General features: G+C 73.4%; 17 protein-coding genes. 11 read left to right on the plus strand and 6 right to left on the minus strand.

Annotated elements, in window-relative coordinates; genetic code table 11:
• Positions 1-18: 18 nt before the first annotated feature.
• On the plus strand, positions 19-1,221 hold the full coding sequence (gene metK, locus AB0M93_RS17980; protein WP_364274747.1) for a methionine adenosyltransferase: 1,203 nt from the start codon (positions 19-21) through the stop codon (positions 1,219-1,221).
• A gap of 183 nt (positions 1,222-1,404) precedes the next feature.
• Positions 1,405-3,501: a primosomal protein N' gene (locus AB0M93_RS17985; protein ID WP_364274749.1), complete on the plus strand. Its 2,097-nt coding sequence runs from the start codon at positions 1,405-1,407 to the stop codon at positions 3,499-3,501.
• Positions 3,502-3,727: 226 nt separating this feature from the next.
• Here the strand turns inward: AB0M93_RS17985 and AB0M93_RS17990 are convergent, their stop codons facing one another.
• Both AB0M93_RS17990 and AB0M93_RS17995 read right to left on the minus strand, forming a co-directional pair.
• Entirely contained in the window at positions 3,728-5,080 is a 1,353-nt protein-coding gene (locus tag AB0M93_RS17990; protein WP_364274752.1) for a hypothetical protein, read from the minus strand.
• Positions 5,081-5,276: 196 nt separating this feature from the next.
• A complete protein-coding gene (locus AB0M93_RS17995; protein WP_364274755.1) occupies positions 5,277-6,077 on the minus strand; it encodes a lysozyme in 801 nt (266 codons plus the stop codon).
• Positions 6,078-6,281: 204 nt separating this feature from the next.
• Here AB0M93_RS17995 and ggt point away from each other — a divergent pair, with 204 nt between their 5' ends.
• The 4 genes from ggt (at position 6,282) to AB0M93_RS18015 (ending at position 11,234) form a co-directional block, all read left to right on the plus strand.
• A complete protein-coding gene (gene ggt, locus AB0M93_RS18000; protein ID WP_364274758.1) occupies positions 6,282-8,081 on the plus strand; it encodes a gamma-glutamyltransferase in 1,800 nt (599 codons plus the stop codon).
• A 302-nt stretch (positions 8,082-8,383) separates the two neighbouring features.
• Positions 8,384-9,310 carry a methionyl-tRNA formyltransferase gene (gene fmt, locus AB0M93_RS18005; RefSeq protein ID WP_364274761.1) on the plus strand — a complete coding sequence of 309 codons (927 nt, stop codon included), beginning with the start codon at positions 8,384-8,386 and terminating at the stop codon, positions 9,308-9,310.
• Positions 9,307-10,731, plus strand: coding sequence for a transcription antitermination factor NusB (locus AB0M93_RS18010; protein ID WP_364274764.1), 1,425 nt, complete (start codon positions 9,307-9,309; stop codon positions 10,729-10,731). The genes fmt and AB0M93_RS18010 overlap by 4 nt, the downstream gene beginning before the upstream one ends.
• Complete coding sequence (locus tag AB0M93_RS18015; RefSeq protein ID WP_364274767.1) at positions 10,728-11,234, plus strand: flavoprotein; 507 nt, start codon at positions 10,728-10,730, stop codon at positions 11,232-11,234. Before AB0M93_RS18010 ends, AB0M93_RS18015 begins: the two co-directional genes overlap by 4 nt.
• Positions 11,235-11,319: 85 nt before the next feature.
• Here AB0M93_RS18015 and AB0M93_RS18020 read toward each other — a convergent pair whose 3' ends face one another.
• The 4 genes from AB0M93_RS18020 to AB0M93_RS18035 all read right to left on the minus strand — a co-directional run bounded on the left by AB0M93_RS18020 (position 11,320) and on the right by AB0M93_RS18035 (position 15,932).
• Entirely contained in the window at positions 11,320-12,414 is a 1,095-nt protein-coding gene (locus AB0M93_RS18020; protein ID WP_364274770.1) for a serine hydrolase domain-containing protein, read from the minus strand.
• A 102-nt stretch (positions 12,415-12,516) separates the two neighbouring features.
• Entirely contained in the window at positions 12,517-13,911 is a 1,395-nt protein-coding gene (phoA, locus tag AB0M93_RS18025; protein ID WP_364274773.1) for an alkaline phosphatase, read from the minus strand.
• 165 nt (positions 13,912-14,076) lie between these two features.
• Positions 14,077-14,736: a response regulator transcription factor gene (locus AB0M93_RS18030; protein ID WP_364274776.1), complete on the minus strand. Its 660-nt coding sequence runs from the start codon at positions 14,734-14,736 to the stop codon at positions 14,077-14,079.
• Positions 14,733-15,932 carry a histidine kinase gene (locus AB0M93_RS18035; protein WP_364274779.1) on the minus strand — a complete coding sequence of 400 codons (1,200 nt, stop codon included), beginning with the start codon at positions 15,930-15,932 and terminating at the stop codon, positions 14,733-14,735. The genes AB0M93_RS18030 and AB0M93_RS18035 overlap by 4 nt, the downstream gene beginning before the upstream one ends.
• A 181-nt stretch (positions 15,933-16,113) precedes the next feature.
• Here AB0M93_RS18035 and rpe point away from each other — a divergent pair, with 181 nt between their 5' ends.
• From rpe to AB0M93_RS18060, 5 genes are all read left to right on the plus strand, one after another.
• Entirely contained in the window at positions 16,114-16,785 is a 672-nt protein-coding gene (gene rpe, locus AB0M93_RS18040; RefSeq protein ID WP_364275162.1) for a ribulose-phosphate 3-epimerase, read from the plus strand.
• 80 nt (positions 16,786-16,865) lie between these two features.
• Positions 16,866-17,495 carry a riboflavin synthase gene (locus tag AB0M93_RS18045; RefSeq protein ID WP_364274782.1) on the plus strand — a complete coding sequence of 210 codons (630 nt, stop codon included), beginning with the start codon at positions 16,866-16,868 and terminating at the stop codon, positions 17,493-17,495.
• Positions 17,492-18,820 (plus strand): bifunctional 3,4-dihydroxy-2-butanone-4-phosphate synthase/GTP cyclohydrolase II, encoded by a 1,329-nt coding sequence (locus tag AB0M93_RS18050; RefSeq protein WP_364274785.1) that lies wholly within the window; start codon positions 17,492-17,494, stop codon positions 18,818-18,820. Before AB0M93_RS18045 ends, AB0M93_RS18050 begins: the two co-directional genes overlap by 4 nt.
• A complete protein-coding gene (ribH, locus tag AB0M93_RS18055) occupies positions 18,817-19,323 on the plus strand; it encodes a 6,7-dimethyl-8-ribityllumazine synthase (RefSeq protein ID WP_364274788.1) in 507 nt (168 codons plus the stop codon). Before AB0M93_RS18050 ends, ribH begins: the two co-directional genes overlap by 4 nt.
• Positions 19,320-19,763, plus strand: a complete 444-nt coding sequence (locus AB0M93_RS18060; protein WP_285990022.1) for a PH domain-containing protein — start codon at positions 19,320-19,322, stop codon at positions 19,761-19,763. Before ribH ends, AB0M93_RS18060 begins: the two co-directional genes overlap by 4 nt.

Below are 19,763 nucleotides of genomic sequence, written 5' to 3' on the forward strand. Positions count from 1 at the left end.
GAGGAAGTGACGGCCACCGTGACCGCGTCTAGCAGCAGATTGTTCACCTCGGAGTCGGTGACCGAAGGGCACCCCGACAAGATTTGCGACGCCATCAGCGATTCGATCCTCGACGGCCTGCTGTCGAAGGACCCGCGTAGCCGCGTCGCGGTCGAGACCCTGATCACCACCGGCCAGGTGCACGTGGCCGGCGAGGTGACCACCGAGGCCTACGCCGACATCCCGACGATCGTCCGCGACGTCATCCTCAAGATCGGCTACGACTCCTCCGCCAAGGGCTTCGACGGCAACTCCTGCGGCGTCAACGTCGCGATCGGTTCGCAGTCGCCCGACATCGCCCAGGGCGTCGACACCGCGTACGAGTCGCGGGTCGAGTCGGACGAGGACGAGATCAACCGCCAGGGTGCCGGCGACCAGGGCCTGATGTTCGGCTACGCCTGCTCGGACACCCCCGAGCTGATGCCGCTGCCGATCGCGCTGGCCCACCGCCTCTCGAAGCGGCTGACCGCGGTCCGCAAGGACGGCGTGCTGCCGTACCTGCGCCCGGACGGCAAGACCCAGGTGACCATCGAGTACGCCGGCGACCAGCCGGTCCGCCTCGACACGGTCGTCGTCTCCTCGCAGCACGCCGACGGCATCGACCTCGAGCGGATGCTCAGCGTCGACGTCAAGGAGCACGTCGTCGGCCCGGAGATCGAGAGCCTGGGCATCGACACGTCGAACGCGCGCCTGCTGGTCAACCCGACCGGCCGGTTCGTCATCGGCGGCCCGATGGGCGACGCCGGCCTGACCGGGCGCAAGATCATCGTCGACACCTACGGCGGCATGGCCCGCCACGGCGGTGGCGCGTTCTCCGGCAAGGACCCGTCCAAGGTCGACCGCTCCGCCGCGTACGCGATGCGCTGGGTGGCCAAGAACGTCGTCGCCGCGGGCCTGGCCTCCCGCACCGAGGTCCAGGTCGCCTACGCGATCGGCAAGGCGGCCCCGGTCGGCCTGTTCGTCGAGACGTTCGGCACCGAGACGGTCGACCCGTCGAAGATCCAGCAGGCCATCACCGAGGTCTTCGACCTGCGCCCGGCCGCGATCATCCGCGACCTCGACCTGCTGCGCCCGATCTACGCCCCGACAGCGGCGTACGGCCACTTCGGCCGCCCCGAGCTCGACCTCCCCTGGGAGAGCACGGCCCGCGCCGAGGCCCTCAAGGCCGCGGCGGGCGCCTGACACACGATCCGGTGAAGGCCACCCCGGGTTGCTCCCGGGGTGGCCTTCCTCGTGTTCCCTGGAATCACCCGTGTCGCCCCTCCAATCACGCGTGTCGCCCCTCCAATCACGCGTGATGGCTCTCCAATCACGCGAGATGCCTCTCCGGTCACGTTGTCGGTGGGGTCTGGTAGAGATCACGGCGTGAGCAGTTCCGAGCCCGCAGCCCTCTGGGACCTCCCGGAGCCGCCGCCTTCGCCGAAGGCGGCGCCCTCGCGCGCCCGGAAACCGGCCAAGCCCGGCCAGAAGGCGAAGGGCGCGCAGTCGCCCGCGCCCGAGCGGCCGGTCGCGCGGATCGTCGTCGACATCCCGCTGGCCCACCTGGACCGCACCTTCGACTACCTGGTGCCGGAGAAGCTGCACGAGACCGCCGTGCCGGGCTGCCGCGTCCGCGTCCGGTTCGCCGGGCAGCTGGTCGACGGCTACCTGATCGAGCGCGGCGAAACCAGCGACTACGGCAGCAAGCTGGCGTTCCTGGACCGCGTCACGTCGGCCGAGCCGGTGCTGCCGCCGTCACTGCACGCGCTCTGCCGGGCGGTGGCGGACCGTTACGGCGGCACGCTGTCCGACGTCCTGCGCCTGGCGATCCCGCCGCGGCACGCCAAGGCCGAGGGGGAGCCGGCGGTGGCGCCGGCAGCGGTCCCGGAGGCACCCGACACGACGGCCTGGGCGCGCTACCAGCGTGGCCCGGCGTTCCTGGAGGCCCTGGCCGAGGGCAAGCCCGCGAACGCCGTCTGGCAGGCCCTGCCGGGCGAGGACTGGCCGCGCCGGCTCGCCGAAGCCGCGGGGACCGTCGCGGCGTCCGGGCGGGGCGCGGTGCTGGTGGTGCCGGACCACCGCGACCTGACCCGCGTGCACGAGGCGTGCGCGGCGCTGCTGGGCGAGGACGCCGTGGTGGCGCTCATCGCCGGGCTCGGGCCCGCGGAGCGGTACCGGCGCTGGCTGGCCGTGCTGCGCGGTGCGGTGCGCGTGGTCGTCGGGACGCGCGCGGCGATGTTCGCGCCGGTCCACGACCCCGGGCTGTTCGTCGTCTGGGACGACGGCGACGACCTGCACCTCGACCAGCACGCGCCGTACCCGCACGTCCGGGACGTCCTGATGGACCGCGCGCACGCGGCGAAGGCGTCCCTGCTGGTCGGCGGGTTCGCCCGGACGGCCGAAGCCCAGCTGCTCGTCGAATCCGGCTGGGCGGCGGCGGTCCTGGCCGACCGCGCGACGCTGCGGTCCGCGGCCCCGCGCGTCACCCCGGTGGGCGAGGACTTCGACGTCGTCCGCGACGAGGCCGCCCGCGTGGCACGCCTGCCGGCGGTGGCGTTCGAGGCGGCCCGGCAGGCGTTCGCGGCGGACCTCCCGGCGCTGGTCCAGGTGCCGCGGCGCGGGTACGTCCCCGGCCTGGCCTGCGGCAACTGCCGCACACCCGCGCACTGCCGCCGTTGCGCGGGCCCGCTGGCCCTGCCTGGCGGTTCGCTCGACGGGCAGCCGAAACCCCCGGCGTGCCGCTGGTGCGGCGTCCCGGAAACGGCGTTCCGCTGCACGGCGTGCGGTTCGGTCCGGCTGCGGGCGGTGATCGTCGGCGCGAAGCGGACGGCGGAGGAGCTCGGCCGCGCGTTCCCGGGCATCCCGGTCCGCACGTCCGGGGCGGCGGAGGTGCTGGCGTCGGTGCCGGGCAAACCGGCGCTGGTGGTGTGCACCCCGGGAGCGGAACCGGTGGCCGAAGGCGGCTACGGCGCAGCGCTCCTGCTGGACGGCTGGGCCCTGCTGGGCCGCCAGGACCTCCGGGCGGGCGAGGAGACGCTGCGCCGCTGGATGGCGGCGGCGGCGTTGGTGCGCCCGGCCGCTTCGGGTGGCCGAGTGATCGTGGGCGCCGAGGCGGGGCTGGCGGTGGTCCAGGCCCTGGTCCGCTGGGACCCGGCCTGGCACGCGGGCCAGGAGCTGGGGGAGCGCCGTGAGCTGGGCTTCCCGCCGGCGATGCGGATGGCCAGCGTCGAGGGCAGCCCGGACGCGGTGGCCGGCTTCCTGGCGGACCTGCCCCTGCCTCCGTCCGGCGAAGTCCTGGGCCCGGTTCCCCTGGGCGAGGTCGACGAAGAGGGCAACGCGGACCGCGAGCGGGCTTTGGTCCGCGTCTCCCGGGCCGAGGGCAAGGCCCTGGCGGCTTCGATCCACGCGGCAGCGGCCCGCCGGGACGCCAAGAAGGCCACGGAACCCATCCGCATCCAGGTGGACCCCCTGGACCTCATCTAACAACCCCTATCGCCCCCTCAATCCCGCTTGATGCCCCTCCAATCACGCGAGATGCCCCTTACCGCACAAGCAGTTCGCGGACAGAGCTCCGCACTCGCGTGTCCGAGCCCGGATTTCACGTGATCGAGCGCGTATCTCGCGTGCTCGGATGGGAATCTCGCGTGACTGGAGGGGCATCACTCGCGATCAGAAGGGCATCTCGCGTGATCGGCGGGGGCACACGGCGTCAGCCGGGCAAGACCGTGCCTGGCAGCGATTCGATTGCGGCGCGCGGGGATTCCGTGGCGCGCGGCGGAGTGGCCGGTGTCGGGCCGCCCGCGGCGGCCGCCGTCACCAGCGAGACCACCTCGGCCGCGATCGCCTGCCGGCGTGCCTCGAAGTCGGTGTCCGTCAACGCTTCCGGCGCCGTCGGCTGGCCCAGCACCGGCGTGTGCAGGTGGCCGCCCGGCAGGGAGGTCAGGCCCAAGCCGAGGCGCAGCCGGTTGCTGCGGAACATCGACTCGTTGGACAGGTAGTCCCCGCCGCCGCCCGACGCCGCGATTTCGCCCGGTGCCGGGGCGTCCGACCGGCACACCGGCGTCCCCGTGCCCGGCTGCGAAGCATCCGGCCACACGCAGAACGCCTGGTTGAAGTTGACCGGGTAGGCGCCGGTCACCTCGAGCATCCGCGGGTACGGCAGCGTGGTCTCGATGAACTGGACGTCCGGCTGCGGCCAGCCCGCCGCCGGCGGGACGCCGCCCGTCACCGACGCGTTGTTGTTGTCCGGGAAGCCGCCGCGCCAGGCGCCGGCCCAGCGCTCGACGTCGAACCGGCCCGGACGGCCCTGGCTGATCGTCATGATCACGTCCGGCCGCCGGGCGCGGTCACGCAACGCCGGGCCGTACGCCGCTTCGACGATGCCGGCGTCGAAGTAGCCCCACACCACCGGGAAGTTCACCGCCTGCACCACCGCCGGGCCCGCCTGCGTGTCCAGGACCCGCCCGTCCAGCTGCAGGGCGGACGCCCCGGCCGGGTTCGAGATCCGGACGCCGCTGCCGTCGAGCTGGAACGGGTCGAAGCCGCTCACCATGACCCGCCGCGTCTTCCCGAGCGGGAACCGGACGTCGTCGAGGCCGCGCGAACCGTGGTCGAACGCCGTGAGCAGGACGGCCCGGTCCGGCAGCGCGAACGACGGCCGCCACTGCCGGATCGCGCTGCTCAGCTGCAGCCGCGCCCAGTACAGCGGCCGGTCGTCGAACCGGTCGAGCGTGCCCAGGTCCGGACGGCGGCCCTGGGCGCGGTCGACGGCGGTCCGCCACAGCCGCTCACCGGCCTGCGTGACGACGCGTTCGGCGCGACGCGGAGTGCGCGCCGCGCACAGGTCGTGCTTCACCTCGGCGACGAGCGGGTCGAACCCGGCCAGCCGGACGAGCTCCGGGCCGACCGGGGGACCGCCGGCCGGCAACGCGGCGGTCAGGCGCTGTTCCTCGACGGTCAGCGCGACGGCGGGGTCGAAGCAGCCGGGCGCGGCCGTGGCCGTCGCGGGCAACGCGACCAGCGGAACGGCGGCGAGCAGGGGCAGCAAGGCGGTCAGGCGCACGGGTTTCCCTCCACGTCGTGGGCGACGCGGCCGAGTCTTCGCCGGTCGCGTCACCCGCGGAACCCGCATAAGTCGGGGATCCGCCGGCCGAGCAGGTCCGTTTCGTGGCGCCGGATCCGAGCTCTGGTCAAGGCGCCGCGGGCAGCGGATCTGGACCCCGGGAGCACGCGCTGCGCGTGCTCCCGGCCCGTCGAAATCAGCCGGTCGCCAGCACCTTCAACCGCGTGATGTCCGCGCTGAACGTGTCCTGGTCGATCGGCGAGGAGCTGTACTGCCAGAACGTGTAGAAGCCCCAGTTGTACGGCAGCGTGCCCGCCGACGACGCGTAGCGCGCCACCCACAGCGGGTTCGTCGAGCTGAAGTCGCCCGTGTTGGCGGTGCACTGGCTCCACCAGCTCGTCGCCGTGTAGATCACCGGCCAGCGGGTCGTCTTCGCGTGGTACTCGTCGCTGAACGCCTTGATCCACGCCACCATCTGCGCCGGCGTCTTGCCGTAGCAGGCGTTGTTCGGGCCCCACTCGATGTCGAGCGTGCCCGGCAGTGTCTTGCCGTCCTTCGACCAGCCGCCGCCGTGGGCGACGAAGTAGTCCGCCTGGGCCGCGCCGCCCGAGGTGTCCGGGCGGCCGTAGTGGTACGCGCCGCGGATCATGCCGACGTTGTACGAGCCGGTGTACTGCTGGCTGAAGTACGCGTTCTGGTAGCCGGTGCCCTCGGTCGCCTTGACGTAGGCGAACTTCTTGCCCGCGCTCCAGTACGACGCCCAGTTGACGTTGCCCTGGTAGGAGCTGACGTCGATGCCGGGGACGCTCGCGTCCACCGACGCCGGCGCGAGCCCGGCCGGGGCCACCCCGTCGTGGGCGCGGATCGAGGCGCCCATCTCGTGGTTGTCCGGCTCCGGTGCGGCGCCGGCGGTGCCGGCGGTCACGACCAGCAGGGAGGCCGAGACCGTCAGCGCGGCGCCGAGCAGGCGGCGCCACGTCCGTCTTGGTGCAGTCATCTTCGGTTGTTCCTTCCGGTTGCCCTCGCTGTGCGCGGTGTGCAGGCCGCGCCGCACGATTCTGTTACAGGGCGCCCCGGAACGTCACTGCTCCATGTGATTTAATTTCTCGAACCCCTAAAGCGTGTGAAAAGTTGACAATGCGGGCGAATCGCGTCCTTTGCCGTCTTGAAGCAACCGGACGCGAGGAGCAGACTCGCCCGCATGTCCGCGCACAGATGCCGCCGAATCCTCGTCATCGCCGCTGCCGGCGCGCTCGCGACCACCGTCGCGAGCGGACCCGCCTCCGCGGCCACACCCACGCCCAAGTCACCGGTCGCCGCCGGGTTCGGGGGTGCCGTCGCCAGCATCGACGCCGACGCCACCGCGATCGGCACCCAGGTGCTGCGCGACGGCGGGAACGCCGTCGACGCCGCGGTCGCGGTCGCGGCCGCGCTCGGGGTCACCGACCCCTTCTCCGCCGGGGTCGGCGGCGGCGGGTTCTTCGTCTACTACGACGCCAAGACCCACCGCGTGCACACCCTGGACGGCCGCGAGACCGCGCCGAAGACCGCCGACGAGAACCTCTTCGTCGAGAACGGCAAGCCGCTGCCGTTCGCCGACGCGGTCACCAGCGGGCTGAGCGTCGGCGTCCCCGGCACGCCCGCCACCTGGGCCGAGGCCCTGCGCAAGTGGGGGACGCGGTCGCTGGCGAAGTCGCTCAAGCCGGCCGAGAACCTCGCACGCAACGGTTTCGTCGTCGACCAGACGTTCCAGACGCAGATCGCGAACAACGCCACGCGGTTCGCCGCGTTCCCGTCGACGCGCTCGCTGTACCTGCCGGGCGGCGCGCCCCCGGCCCCCGGGACGGTCTTCAAGAACCCCGACCTGGCCGCCACGTACGCGCAGCTGGAACGCAACGGCGTCGACGCGCTGTACCGCGGCCCGATCGGCACGGACATCGCCAAGACCGTGCAGAAACCGCCGGTCGACCCGGCCTCGACGCTGAACGTCCGCCCCGGCAAGCTCACCGCGGCCGACATCGCGGCCTACCGCGCCATCGAGCGCGACCCGACCCACGCGCGCTACGAGGGGCTCGACGTCTACGGCATGCCCGCGCCGTCGTCGGGCGGGCTGACGGTCGGCGAGGCGCTCAACATCCTCGAGAACTTCGACCTGAAGCACGCGAGCAAGGCCGACTACCTGCAGTACTTCCTGGAGTCGACCCGGTTCGCCTTCGCCGACCGCAACCGCTGGATCGGCGACCCGGCGTTCGTCGACGTCCCGGCGCGCGAGCTGCTCAGCCAGCGCTTCGCCGACACGCGGGCGTGCCTGATCTCCGAGGACAAGGCGGCGACCAGCCCGGTCGCCCCGGCCGACCCCCGGCACCCGGTCCCGTGCGGGGCGGGCGCGACGGCCGCGCCGACGCCGTACGAGGGCGAGAACACGACGCACCTGACGGTGGCGGACAAGTGGGGCAACGTCGTCGCGTACACGTTGACGATCGAGCAGGAGGGCGGCAGCGGCATCGTGGTGCCGGGCCGCGGGTTCCTGCTCAACAACGAGCTGACCGACTTCTCGTTCACGCCGGTGACACCGGGCGTCCCGGACCCGAACCTCCCGGGCCCGGGCAAGCGCCCCCGCTCGTCGATGGCCCCGACGATCATCCTCGACCACGGACGCCCGTTCTTCGCGACGGGCTCGCCGGGCGGAGCATCGATCATCACGACGGTGCTGCAGGTGATCCTCGGCCGCCTGGACCGCGGCTTGTCGCTGGAGGACGCGATCGCGGCACCGCGCGCATCCCAGCGCAACGCGGCGCAGGCCCAGGTGGAGCAGGCATTCCTGGACCAGCCGGAGACGGCGGACCTGCGGGCGAGGGGCCAGGGCTTCTCGACGGCCCCGGCGGAGATCGGCGCGGCAACGGGCGTGGAGCACTTGCGCGACGGCCGCTGGCTGGCCGCGGCCGAACCGGTGCGCCGAGGCCAGGGCGCGGCTCAGGTGGTGTGGCCGGCGCACTGGTAGGGCCCGAGGTCGGTGCCCGCCTTTCCCGATTCGGGTGAGGCGGGCCGGCCGGATTGTGCTCCGGGGCGGCACCGGCCGGCGAAAACTCCCCCGCCCTCCCTGGGGGGCGTGCCCTTGTCCAGCCTATCGGCACCCCCCGACGGAAAGGCCGGAAAGCGCGCCGCCGGTGCCTGGTTGTCCCCAACCGGACCGGCCTGTGGACAACCAGGCCTGAGCTGGGCGCGCCCTGCTCGGGTGGGCCTTCTAGACTCAGGCGCGATGTTCCAGCCACCTGAAACCCTGCTTCCGCCGGGGGTGGGCCGATGAAGCTCGTTTTCGCCGGCACCCCCGACCCCGCGGTCCCCGCCCTGCGCGCCCTGCTCGACTCCGGGCGGCACGAGGTCGTCGCCGTCGTCACGCGGCCCGATGCGCAGGCCGGGCGCGGCCGGCGGGTCGTCCGGTCGCCCGTCGGTGCCCTCGCCGACGAACACGGCATCGAGGTTCTCACGCCCTCGCGCGCCGGGGATCCCGCCTTTCTCGCGCGGCTCACCGAGCTCGCGCCGGATGCCTGCCCGGTCGTCGCCTACGGGGCGCTGCTGCCGCAAGCCGCCCTCGACATCCCGCGGCTGGGCTGGGTGAACCTGCACTTCTCGCTGCTGCCCGCGTGGCGCGGCGCCGCGCCCGTGCAGGCCGCGATCCGCGCCGGGGACGAAATCACCGGCGCCTCGACCTTCCGGATCGTCAAGGAACTGGACGCGGGCCCCGTCTACGGCGTCGTCACCGAGGCCATCGGGGCCACCGACACCGCCGGCGCCCTGCTCGGGCGGCTCGCGGAGTCCGGGGCCAAGCTGCTGCTGTCCACCGTGGACGGTCTCGCCGACGGCAGCCTGGTCGCGCGGGAGCAGCCCGCCGAAGGTGTCAGTTACGCGCCCAAGGTGACCGTCGAGGACGCGCGGGTGTCCTTCGCCGATCCGGCCTCGGCCGTCGACCGGCAGATCCGGTCGGTCAGCCCGGACCCGGGCGCCTGGGCGGAGTTCCGCGGCGAGCGGTTCAAGCTCGGCCCGGTCACGGTGCTCGACGAACCCGGCCCGCCGCCGGGCGAGATCGTGGTCGAACGCAAACGGGTGCTGGTCGGGACGGCGACGAAGCCGCTGCGGCTCGGCGACGTCCAGGCACCCGGCAAGAAACGGATGGCGGCCACCGACTGGGCGCGCGGGACAAGGATCGACCAGGGAGAGCGCCTCCGGTGAACGACCACAGGGAACGACGCCCGTCACGGCCGCAGCGAGGCCGTCCGGCACCGCGCAAGGAAGGGCCGCGCCGCCCGCCGGAGGTCGACCCGGCCCGGCAGGCCGCGTTCGACGTCCTCGCGGCCGTCCGGACCAAGGACGCCTACGCCAACCTCGTCCTGCCGGACCTGCTGCGCGAGCGGCGGATCACCGGCCGGGACGCGGCGCTGGCCACCGAACTGGCGTACGGCGCGTCGCGGGCGCAGGGCCTGCTCGACGCGGTCATCGAGTCCTGCGCCGAGCGCCCGCTCAAGCAGACCGACCCGGCCGTGCTCGACGCGCTGCGCCTCGGCGTCTACCAGCTGCTGCGCACGCGCATCCCCGAGCACGCCGCCGTGACGTCCACTGTGGACCTCGTGCGCGCGGAAGCCGGTTCGTGGGCCACGGGTTTCGCGAACGCCATCCTGCGCAAGGTGTCCGAAAAGGACGAAGCGGCGTGGCTCGACGAGCTGGCGCCGGACGAGTCGGCCGACCCGATCGGGGCCTACGCGCTGCGCACCGCGCACCCGCGCTGGATCGCCCGGTCCTTCGCCGAAGCCCTCGGTGACAAGGGCGCCGGGCTCAAGGCCGCACTGGAAGCCGACGACGCCCGGCCCGAGGTGCACCTCGTCGCCCGCCCCGGCGAGATCAGCGCCGACGAGCTCGCCGCGATCACCGGCGGCGACCCGGCGCCCTACTCGCCCTACGGCGTGCGCCTGCCCGCCGGCGCCGGCGACCCGGCCGACGCCGAACCGATCCGCGAGCGGCTGGCCGCGGTCCAGGACGAGGGCAGCCAGCTCTGCGCGATCGCCGCGACGAAGGTGCCGGTCGAAGGCTCCGACGAGCGCTGGCTCGACCTGTGCGCCGGCCCCGGCGGCAAGGCTGCGCTGCTCGGCGCGCTGGCGGCGTTGAGCGGGGCGGCCGTCGACGCCGTCGAGAAGGCGCCGCACCGCGCGAAGCTCGTCGAGAAGGCCACGACCGGCCTGCCGGTGAAGGTGCACGTGGCCGACGGTCGCGAGAGCGGCCTGGAGCCGGGCTACGACCGGATCCTCGTCGACGCGCCGTGCAGCGGGCTCGGCGCGCTGCGGCGGCGGCCGGAGGCGCGCTGGCGCCGTCAGCCGTCCGACGTCGCGGACCTGACGAAGCTGCAGGGCGAGCTGATCACCGCGGCCTACGACCTGCTGCGGCCGGGCGGCGCGCTCACCTACGTGGTCTGCTCGCCGCACCTGGCCGAGACGGAAGGCGTCTTCGCGGAGACGGCGCGGCGGCTGAAGGCCGAGGTGCTGGACGCGCGCGAGTTCTTCCCGGGCGTCCCGGAGCTCGGGGACGGGCCGTACGTCCAGCTGTGGCCGCACCGCCACGGCACGGACGCGATGTTCTGCGCCGTGCTGCGCAAACCGTGAGGAACCTCGGGCTGGTCGCCGGCTCGTGCGGCGGGCTGGACGTCCGGTTCGCCGCCGAGCTGGCCCGCCCGGCCGCCGAACGCGGCTGGCGCCCGGCGATCACGCTGACGCCGACGGCCCACCGCTGGCTCGACGCGGCCGGCGTCCTCGCCGACGTGGCCGCCTGCACGGACCTGCCGGTCCGCAGCGTGTCGCGGCTGCCGGGTGAGCCGCGGCCGCACCCGGACCCGGACGTGTTCCTGTTCGCGCCGGCGTCGGCGAACTCGGTGGCGAAGCTGGCGCTGGGGATCGCGGACAACCAGGCGCTGACGGTGCTCGGCGACGTGCTGGGCGCGCCGGGGATCACGGTGGTGGTGGCGTACCAGATCCAGGACACCCGGGTGCACCACCCGGCGTGGCAGCGCCACCTCGACACCCTCGCGGGCGCCGGGGTGACGCTGCACCGCCTCGACGTGCGGCGGCCGTGGACCGAGGCGCTGGATCTGCTGCCGTCAGCCCGGTGATGCCGCGCTGCACGAACAGCGGCCCGCGGGGGCGCCCCCCGTCTTCCACGCTACCGGTGACCACCGACAGTTTCGGGCCGCCGAGCTACGAACACACCGCCGCGTCCACAGCCGCCATCAGGTGTCCGCTCGTCTCCGCCGGGGTCGGGTTCTCGTTCAGCACCACCGTCACCCGTCGGCCGTCCGGCCCCACTCCCGCGAAGTTCGTGAAGCCGGGGATGCCCCCTTCGTGGCCCCACAGCACTCCGCACGACACCGGGATGCTGCCCAGCCCGAGGCCGTAACCGGCGCCCGGGATGCCGAGGTCCGCCGGGACCGTCCGGCGCATCTCCGCCAGCTCGGCCGGGCGCAGCAACCGTCCTGCCAGCAGGGCCCCGTAGAACCGGTCGAGGTCCGCCGGGGTCGACACGAGGCCGCCCGCCGCGCCCGCGATCGTGGCGTCGAAGTCGCTGAAGTCCACCAGCTTTCCGCCCGCCGGCAGGTAGCCGATCGCGTGCGGGGCCGGGAGCTTCTCGTCGCCGCGGCGGGGGAGGTACGTGTCGCGCAGGCCGAGCGGGCCCGTGATCCGGTGGGCGATCTCGGCCGCCAGTGCGTGTCCGGTGACGCGCTCCACGAGCATCCCCGCCACGATGTAGTTCGTGTTCGAGTACGACCAGCTCGTGCCGGGCGGGAACAGCGCCGGGTGCTTCAGCGCCATCGCCACCAGCTCGGCCGGCTCCGCGCCGCGGTGGCGCAACGCTTCCGGGTCGGTCCGGTCGAAGTCGTCGGTGTAGTTGTACAGGCCGCTCGTGTGCTGCAGCAGCTGACGGACGGTGATCCGCTGGTCCGGCAGCAGCCCCGGCAGGTACCGCGCGACCGGCGCGTCCAGCCGCACCCGGCCGTCGGCGACCAGCTGCAGCACGACCGTCGCCACGAACGTCTTCGTGACGCTGCCCGCGCGGAACGAACCGTTGCGCGGGAACGGTTTCCCGGTGGCGACGTCGCCCGTGCCGCTGCGGGTGACCTCGGTCCGCCTGCCGTCCTGGACGACCGCCGCCGCTCCCGGTACGCCGTCCTGGGCGGTCAGCGCGTCCAGGCTCTTCTGGAGCGGGCCGGTCGCCGCCAGCGCCGGTGCCGCCGTCGTAGCTGCGAGCAGCGCGACGAGCGTGCCGGCGGTGACCGCCCGCAATGACTTCCGCATGAGAAAACCCCCTGGTGTCTCGGTGCTTCCCACGCTAGGGAACGCCGGCACCAGGGGGCATGGGGCAGGCCACCCGGGACACCCGGGGGCCCGCCCCACCACTCAGCGCAGCTTCAGGGCGCGCTTCAGGGTGCCGAACAGGTCGGTCTGGTTGGTCAGGCCGACGATGTTGGCCGCCTGCGGGCCGAGGCCCGCGATGCGCACCTGGGTACCCGTGTGCGACTGCGAGCCGCCCGCTTCCGCGGTGCCGTAGGCCAGCGTCATGTTCGCGCCCTCGTTGGTGATCAGGGTCGCGGTCAGGCCCGGCGTGACGGTGGGCTCGACGATCTGGCTGCTGTGGCCGTGATCCGCGGTCACCAGCACCAGCGTGTCGGGGTGGCTGCGGGCGAACGCCGTGCCCGCCGCGATCGCCGCGTCGAAGTCGATCGTCTCGCCGATCTGGCCGCACGGGTCGGCCGCGTGGTCCTGCTTGTCGATGCTCGCGCCCTCGACCTGCAGGAAGAAGCCCTTGTCACTGTGGCGGTCGTCCAGCAGCTCCAGCGCCTTGCGGGTCTGGTCGGCCAGCTTCGGCTGGGTGGACGGCACCTTCGCGTTCGGCGTGCAGCGCGACGGCGCGGTGCCGCCGTGCACGGCCGCCGGGCCGCTCCAGTTCACCGGCATGTTGCCGTCGGCGAACAGGCCGAGGACCGGCTTGCCCTTCTTCGCCGCGGCCAGGTCAGCCGCGGTGTTGACGACGTTGTAGCCGGCCGCCTTGGCCTGGTCCAGCACGGTCTTGCCCTTGAACTTGCCGGCCGTCACCTGCTGGTTGAAGTACTTCGCGCCGCCGCCCAGCAGGACGTCGGGGCGGGTCTGCACCAGCTGCTCGGCGATCGAGCCGAGGCCGCCGTTCTCCTTGGCGTTCTTCGCGCACTTGGCGGTCGTCTCGACCGGGCCCTTGCAGTCGCGGTTGACGACGTGCGCGCCGAGCACGGCCGGAGTCGCGTCCTGGACCTCGGCGGTGGTGACGTCGCCGGTGCGCAGGCCGTTGCGCTTGGCGATCTCCAGGATCGTCGGGACGTCGTTGCCGTAGGCGTCGACGGAGATCGCGCCGTTGTAGGTCTTGGTGCCGGTGGCCCAGCCGGTGCCGGAGGCGGCCGAGTCGGTCACGTAGTTCGGCTTGGCCGGGTTGTTCTGCTCGACCGCGTACGTCGTGTAGTCGCCGGTGAGCGGCAGCTCGTCCATGGCGAGCCGGCCCGCGGCGCCGCGCTCGTAGTTGCGGGCGGCGGTGATCTCCGACTGGCCCATGCCGTCGCCGAGGAACAGGATGACGTTGCGGGCGTGGCCGCCCTGGATCGCGGCACGGACGTCGGCGGTGCGGTCACCGGTGCCGGCCGACGAGCGCGCGTCGGCGTTGTCGGAGCCGTTGGTGGCCAGGGCGACGGGGGCGGCGGCGACCAGTGCGGCGCCGAGCGCGCCCGCGACCAGCCACCGGCGGCGGCCGGTGAACAGCGAAGCCATGTTTCTCCTCATTCGCGAACTTCGGGGACTTCGGGAGTCAAGGTCCGGATTCCGGACACGGGCTATTAGTCCTCCCGCATGTGTGCCGCGGAGGGACTGAAGGTGACCGGCGGGTGGCCGCTGGCCGAACTCATGACTTCCCGCCGGTGACCGGGAGCACGTCGGTTATTGACCGGCGAGGTGTCCCGGCTTGACCACCCCGGCTTCGTACGCGATCACCACGGCCTGGCTGCGGTTGCTCGCCCCGAGCTTGACGAAGATGTTGCCCACGTGCGTCTTCACGGTCTCGAGGCTGATCACCAGTGCCGCCGCGATGTCCTGATTGGACAGTCCGGTGGCGACGAGCCGGAGCACCTCGGCTTCGCGCCGGGTCAGGGTTTTCGCCGCCCGCGCGTGCTTCCCGTCCGCGGTCCGGCCGCTCACCAGCCGCCGGATCGCTTCCGGGAACAGCAGCGACTCGCTCGCCGCGACCGTCCGCACGGCGTGCGCGATCTCCTCCTTGCGCGCCCGCTTCAGCAGGAATCCGCTCGCGCCGGCCAGCAGTGCTTCGTGCACGTAGTCGTCGTTGTCGAAGGTCGTGACGACCAGGATCTTCGGCGGGTCGGCGAGCGCCGCGAGCACCTGCCGGGTGGCTTCGATGCCGTCCACGCCGGGCATCCGGACGTCCATCAGCACGACGTCCGGCCGCGTCCGCCGCACCGCGGCCAGCACCTCGCCGCCGTCGGCCGCCTCGCCGACCACCGGCACGCCCTGCTGTTCCAGCAACGCCCGCAGCCCGGTGCGGACCAGCGGCTCGTCGTCGGCGAGCAGCACCGACGGCGTCACGCGCCCGCCCGCAGCGGGATGGACGCGGTCAGCCGCCACTGCTGCCCGTCCGGGCCGGCGTCGAGCTCGCCGCGCAGGGCTTCGACGCGTTCGGCGAGCCCGGCCAGCCCGCGCCGCCCGGTCCGCGGGCCGCCGCCGGGCAGCGCGTTGACGACCGCGATGCCGAGGTGGTCCGGCCCGGCCTCGACCCGGACGTCGACCGTGCCCGGGCCGGCGTGGCGCAGCGCGTTGGTCAGCCCTTCCTGGACGATCCGGTAGCCCTCCCGCGACACCGTCGCCGGCAGCGCGGCGACCGGCCCGGTGACGGCCAGGCGGACGTCGAGCCCGGCCTCGCGGGCGCGGACGGCGAGGACGTCCACCTCGGCCAGCGTCCGCGTGGGCGCCTTCGCGGCCGGCTCGTCGCGCAGCAGCCCCAGGACGTGGTCGAGGTCCTCGAGGGCGCTTCGAGACGCGTCTTCGATCGTGCCGAGTGCGCGCCGGACCTGCGCCGGGTCCGTCTCGACCAGCTCGGCCGCGGCCGCCGCCTGGATGGTCGACGTCGTGAGCGTGTGCCCGATGGAGTCGTGCAGCTCGCGGGCCAGGCGGTTGCGCTGCGCCAGGACCGCCGACCGGCGTTCGGCCAGTGCCGTGCGCTCGGTGACGGACGGGCCCAGCAGTGCTTCCGCACCGGCGCGGAAGAGACGGGTGGCGGCTGCCAGCAGCACGAGCGCCCCGAAGAGCAGCACGACGCCGAACGGGACCGTCCACGCCCCGATCGGGACGTCTTCCCAGACGAGGCTGATCGAGTTCTGGCCGCCGGCCAGCCACACGGCGGGCACGAGCAGGCCCAGGCCGAGGAACGCGAGCGCGGTGAGCAGCAGCCCGCCCAGCGCCGTGTGCAGGGCGAGCCACAGGCCCGAGCGCAGCCGGGAGCCGGCGTCGGGGCGCCCGGCCGGGGCGGGGACGGCGGTGCCGAGCAGGAGGTTCGCCAGGGCGATGCCGGCGCGCCGCACCGGTCCCAGCAGGCCCAGCAGCCCCATCAGCACCGCCAGGGCGAGCAGGGCGAGGAGCGCCCGGACCCGCGAGTCGGCGTCGACGGACACCGCCACGGCGAAGGCGAAGGGGGACACCGGCACCGTCAAGACGGCACCCGCGACGGCGAACGGAAGGCTGCGGTAGCTGCCGATCCGCGCCAGGGACTGGAGGAATCCGGACATGCGGCCGAGGTTATGGGTCCTGGCCTCCCGTGACCTCCCTCTCCGGAGCCAGATCCTGGTCACCACCACGCTTTCGGGGGTCCGGGTGGCGGAGCCCCCGGCCCGAGGCGAAGCCTCGGATGTCACCGGTTAGCGACCGTTAGCGCGGGCCTCCTACACTCGGGACGTGGCAGACCGACCTTTGATCGCACCCAGCATCCTCGCGGCGGACTTCGCCCGGCTCGGCGAGGAGATCGCCGCCGTCGCCGGCGACGGGGAGGCCCGCGCCGACTGGGTCCACGTCGACGTCATGGACGCGCACTTCGTGCCGAACCTGACCCTCGGCCTGCCGGTCGCCAAGGCCCTGATCGACAGCACCGACCTGCCGATCGACTGCCACCTGATGATCGACGACCCGGACCGCTGGGCGATCGGGTACGCCGAGGCCGGCGCCTACAACGTCACCGTGCACGCCGAAGCCGCGAAGGACCCGGTCGCGCTGGCCAAGAACCTGCGGGCTGCGGGCGCCAAGGCCGGCCTGTCGATCAAGCCGGGCACCGCGCTCGAGCCGTGGCTCGACGCGCTCAAGCACTACGACACGCTGCTGGTCATGTCGGTCGAGCCGGGCTTCGGCGGGCAGTCGTTCATCCCGGACGTCCTGGAGAAGGTCCGCACCGCGCGGCGGCTGGTCGACACCGGGCACCTGACGCTGGTCGTCGAGATCGACGGCGGCATCAACGCCGACACCATCGAGCAGGCCGCCGAAGCGGGCGTCGACTGCTTCGTCGCCGGATCCGCCGTCTACGGGGCGGCCGACCCGGGCAAGGCGGTCGCCGCGCTGCGCGAGCAGGCGGCCCGCGGCCGGGCCGGCTGACGCTCGCGGCGGCACCGGAGAAGCCACCGGGCCGCGGCGGGTGTTGGATGGAAGGACCGGCTCACAAGGAGGCAGCGCACGTGTTCACCGGCATAGTCGAGGAGATCGGCGAAGTCACCGCCGTCGAGCAGCTGACCAACGCGGCCCGGCTGCGCGTCCGCGGCCCGCTGGTCACCAGCGACGCCGGGCACGGCGATTCGATCGCGGTCAGCGGGGTGTGCCTGACCGTCGTCGAGGTCACCGGCGGTGAGTTCACCGTGGACGTCGTCGACGAGACACTGCAGCGCTCGAGCCTGGCCAAGGTGGCGACCGGCGACCGGGTCAACCTCGAGCGCGCGACGCCGGCGGGCGGCCGCCTCGGCGGGCACATCATGCAGGGCCACGTCGACGGGACCGGCGCGTTCCTCGGCCGGGACGAAAACGGCGTCACGACGTTCGCGCTGCCGGAACACCTGGCGCGGTACGTGGTCGAGAAGGGCTCCATCGCGGTCGACGGCGTGTCGCTGACCGTCGCGGCGGTCGGCACCGACCGGTTTTCGGTGGCCCTGATCCCGACCACCCTGGAAGCGACGACCCTCGGCCGCCGCGAGCCCGGCGACCTGGTCAACCTCGAGGTCGACGTGGTCGCGAAGTACGTGGAAAAGCTGGCCGAGGCGCACATCCGCGACCAGGGGCACAATCGGGACAGCGGCACGGAGGAGCGGTCATGAGCGAGACGAGTGCGCCCACGCCCGAGGCGGGCTGGACCCCGTGCGGCGCCGGGGCGGTGTTCGACGCCGACGCCATCGAGCGGGCGCTCTCGGACATCGCGGCGGGCCGCGCGGTCGTCGTGGTCGACGACGAAGACCGCGAGAACGAGGGTGACCTCATCTTCGCCGCCGAGAAGGCGACGCCGGAGCTGCTGGCCTTCATGGTCCGCTACACCTCGGGGTACGTCTGCGTGGCGCTGACCGAGTCCGAAGCGGACCGGCTGGACCTGCCGCCGATGTACCACACCAACCAGGACGCGCGCGGCACCGCGTACAGCGTCACGGTCGACGCCGCCGAGGGCATCAGCACCGGCATCTCCGCGGCCGACCGCGCGCGCACGATCCGGCTGCTGGCCGACCCGGCGTCGACCGCGAAGGACTTCCGCCGCCCCGGCCACGTCGTGCCGCTGCGCGCGAAGGAGGGCGGCGTGCTGCGCCGCCCCGGGCACACCGAGGCGTCGGTCGACCTGGCCCGGATGGCCGGCCTCGCGCCCGCGGGCGTGCTCTGCGAGATCGTGTCGCAGAAGGACGAAGGCGACATGGCGCGCCGCGACGAGCTCGAGGTGTTCGCCGCCGACCACGACCTGGCGATCATCACCATCGCCGACCTGATCGCCTACCGCCGCCGCACCGAGAAGCAGGTCGAGCGGGTCGCCGAGGCCCGGATCCCGCTGGCCGCGGGCACCTTCCGCGCGGTCGGCTACGACTCGCTCCTGGACGGCATCGAGCACGTCGCCTTCGTCTACGGCGAGATCGGCGACGGCCAGGACATCCTGGTCCGCGTCCACTCCGAGTGCCTGACCGGCGACGTCTTCGGCTCGCTGCGCTGCGACTGTGGCCCGCAGCTGGAGGCGGCGCTGGAAGCGGTGGCCGCCGAGGGCCGCGGCGTCGTGCTCTACATCCGCGGCCACGAGGGCCGCGGCATCGGCCTGCTGCACAAGCTGCAGGCCTACCAGCTGCAGGACGACGGCGCCGACACCGTCGACGCGAACCTCGCGCTCGGCGTCCCGGCCGACGCCCGCGACTACGGCACCGGCGCGCAGATCCTGTGCGACCTCGGCGTCCGCACCATGCGGCTGCTGTCGAACAACCCGGCCAAGCGGATCGGCCTGGAGGGCTACGGCCTGCGCGTCACCGGGCGGGTCCCGCTGCCGATCTCGCCGAACCCGGAGAACCTGCGCTACCTGCGGACCAAGCGCGACCGGATGGGCCACGACCTGGCCCAGCTCGAACACTACGACCAGGTCGGCGCGGCCACCGAGCACCCCGACGGAGGAGCACTGTGAGCGGCGAAGGCCGTCCTGACGTCAAGCTGGACCTCTCCGACTGCAAGGCGCTGAAGCTCGGCATCGTGGCCACCCGGTGGAACGCGGACATCACCGACGTCCTGCTGGAGCGGGCCCTGGCCGCGGCCCGCGAGGCCGAGCTGGAGGAGACGCCGACCGTGGTCCACGTCGCCGGCGCGGTCGAGCTGCCGGTGGTGGCGCAGGCGCTGGCCCGCAGCCACGACGCGGTGGTCGCGCTCGGCGTGGTCATCCGCGGCGGCACCCCGCACTTCGAGTACGTGTGCGACGCGGTGACGGCGGGTCTGACCCGGGTGGCCCTGGACGAGAGCACCCCGGTCGGCAACGGCGTCCTGACGTGCGACACGCACGAGCAGGCGCTCGACCGGTCGGGCCGCCCGGGCGCCAAGGAGGACAAGGGCTACGAGGCGACGGTGGCCGCCCTGGACTCCGCGCACGTGCTGCGGAGCCTGCGCCAGCCGTGGACCGAGCGGGGTTTCGTGTGACCGTGAAGACTCTCCTGGTGATCCGCCCGCGGCGGGCGATGATCATGTGCAGCGTGCTGGCGGTGGCGCTGCTCGCGGTGTTCGTCGTGGTGGCGGTCCTGCTGCGCAACGGCGACACCGGCGTCCGCTTCCAGCGCTCGGACCAGGCGGCGATGGTCGGCATCGGCATCCTGCTGGCGTGCGGCGTGATGCTGTTCGCGATCGCCCGGGTCCGGGCCGACGCCGAGGGCATCGAGGTCCGGAACGTGCTGATCACCCGCCGCTTCGCGTGGAGCGACGTGCTGTCGGTGAGTTTCCCGGACGGCGCGTCGTGGGCGCGGCTGGAGCTCCCGGACGACGAGTACCACGCGGTGATGGCGGTGCAGGCCGTGGACCGCGACCGCGCGGTGGAAGCGGTGCGTGCGTTGCGGAAGCTGCACCGCGCGGCCACGGGCGGCTGA

Source organism: Amycolatopsis sp. NPDC051102 (genome assembly GCF_040682815.1).
Lineage (GTDB): Bacteria > Actinomycetota > Actinomycetes > Mycobacteriales > Pseudonocardiaceae > Amycolatopsis.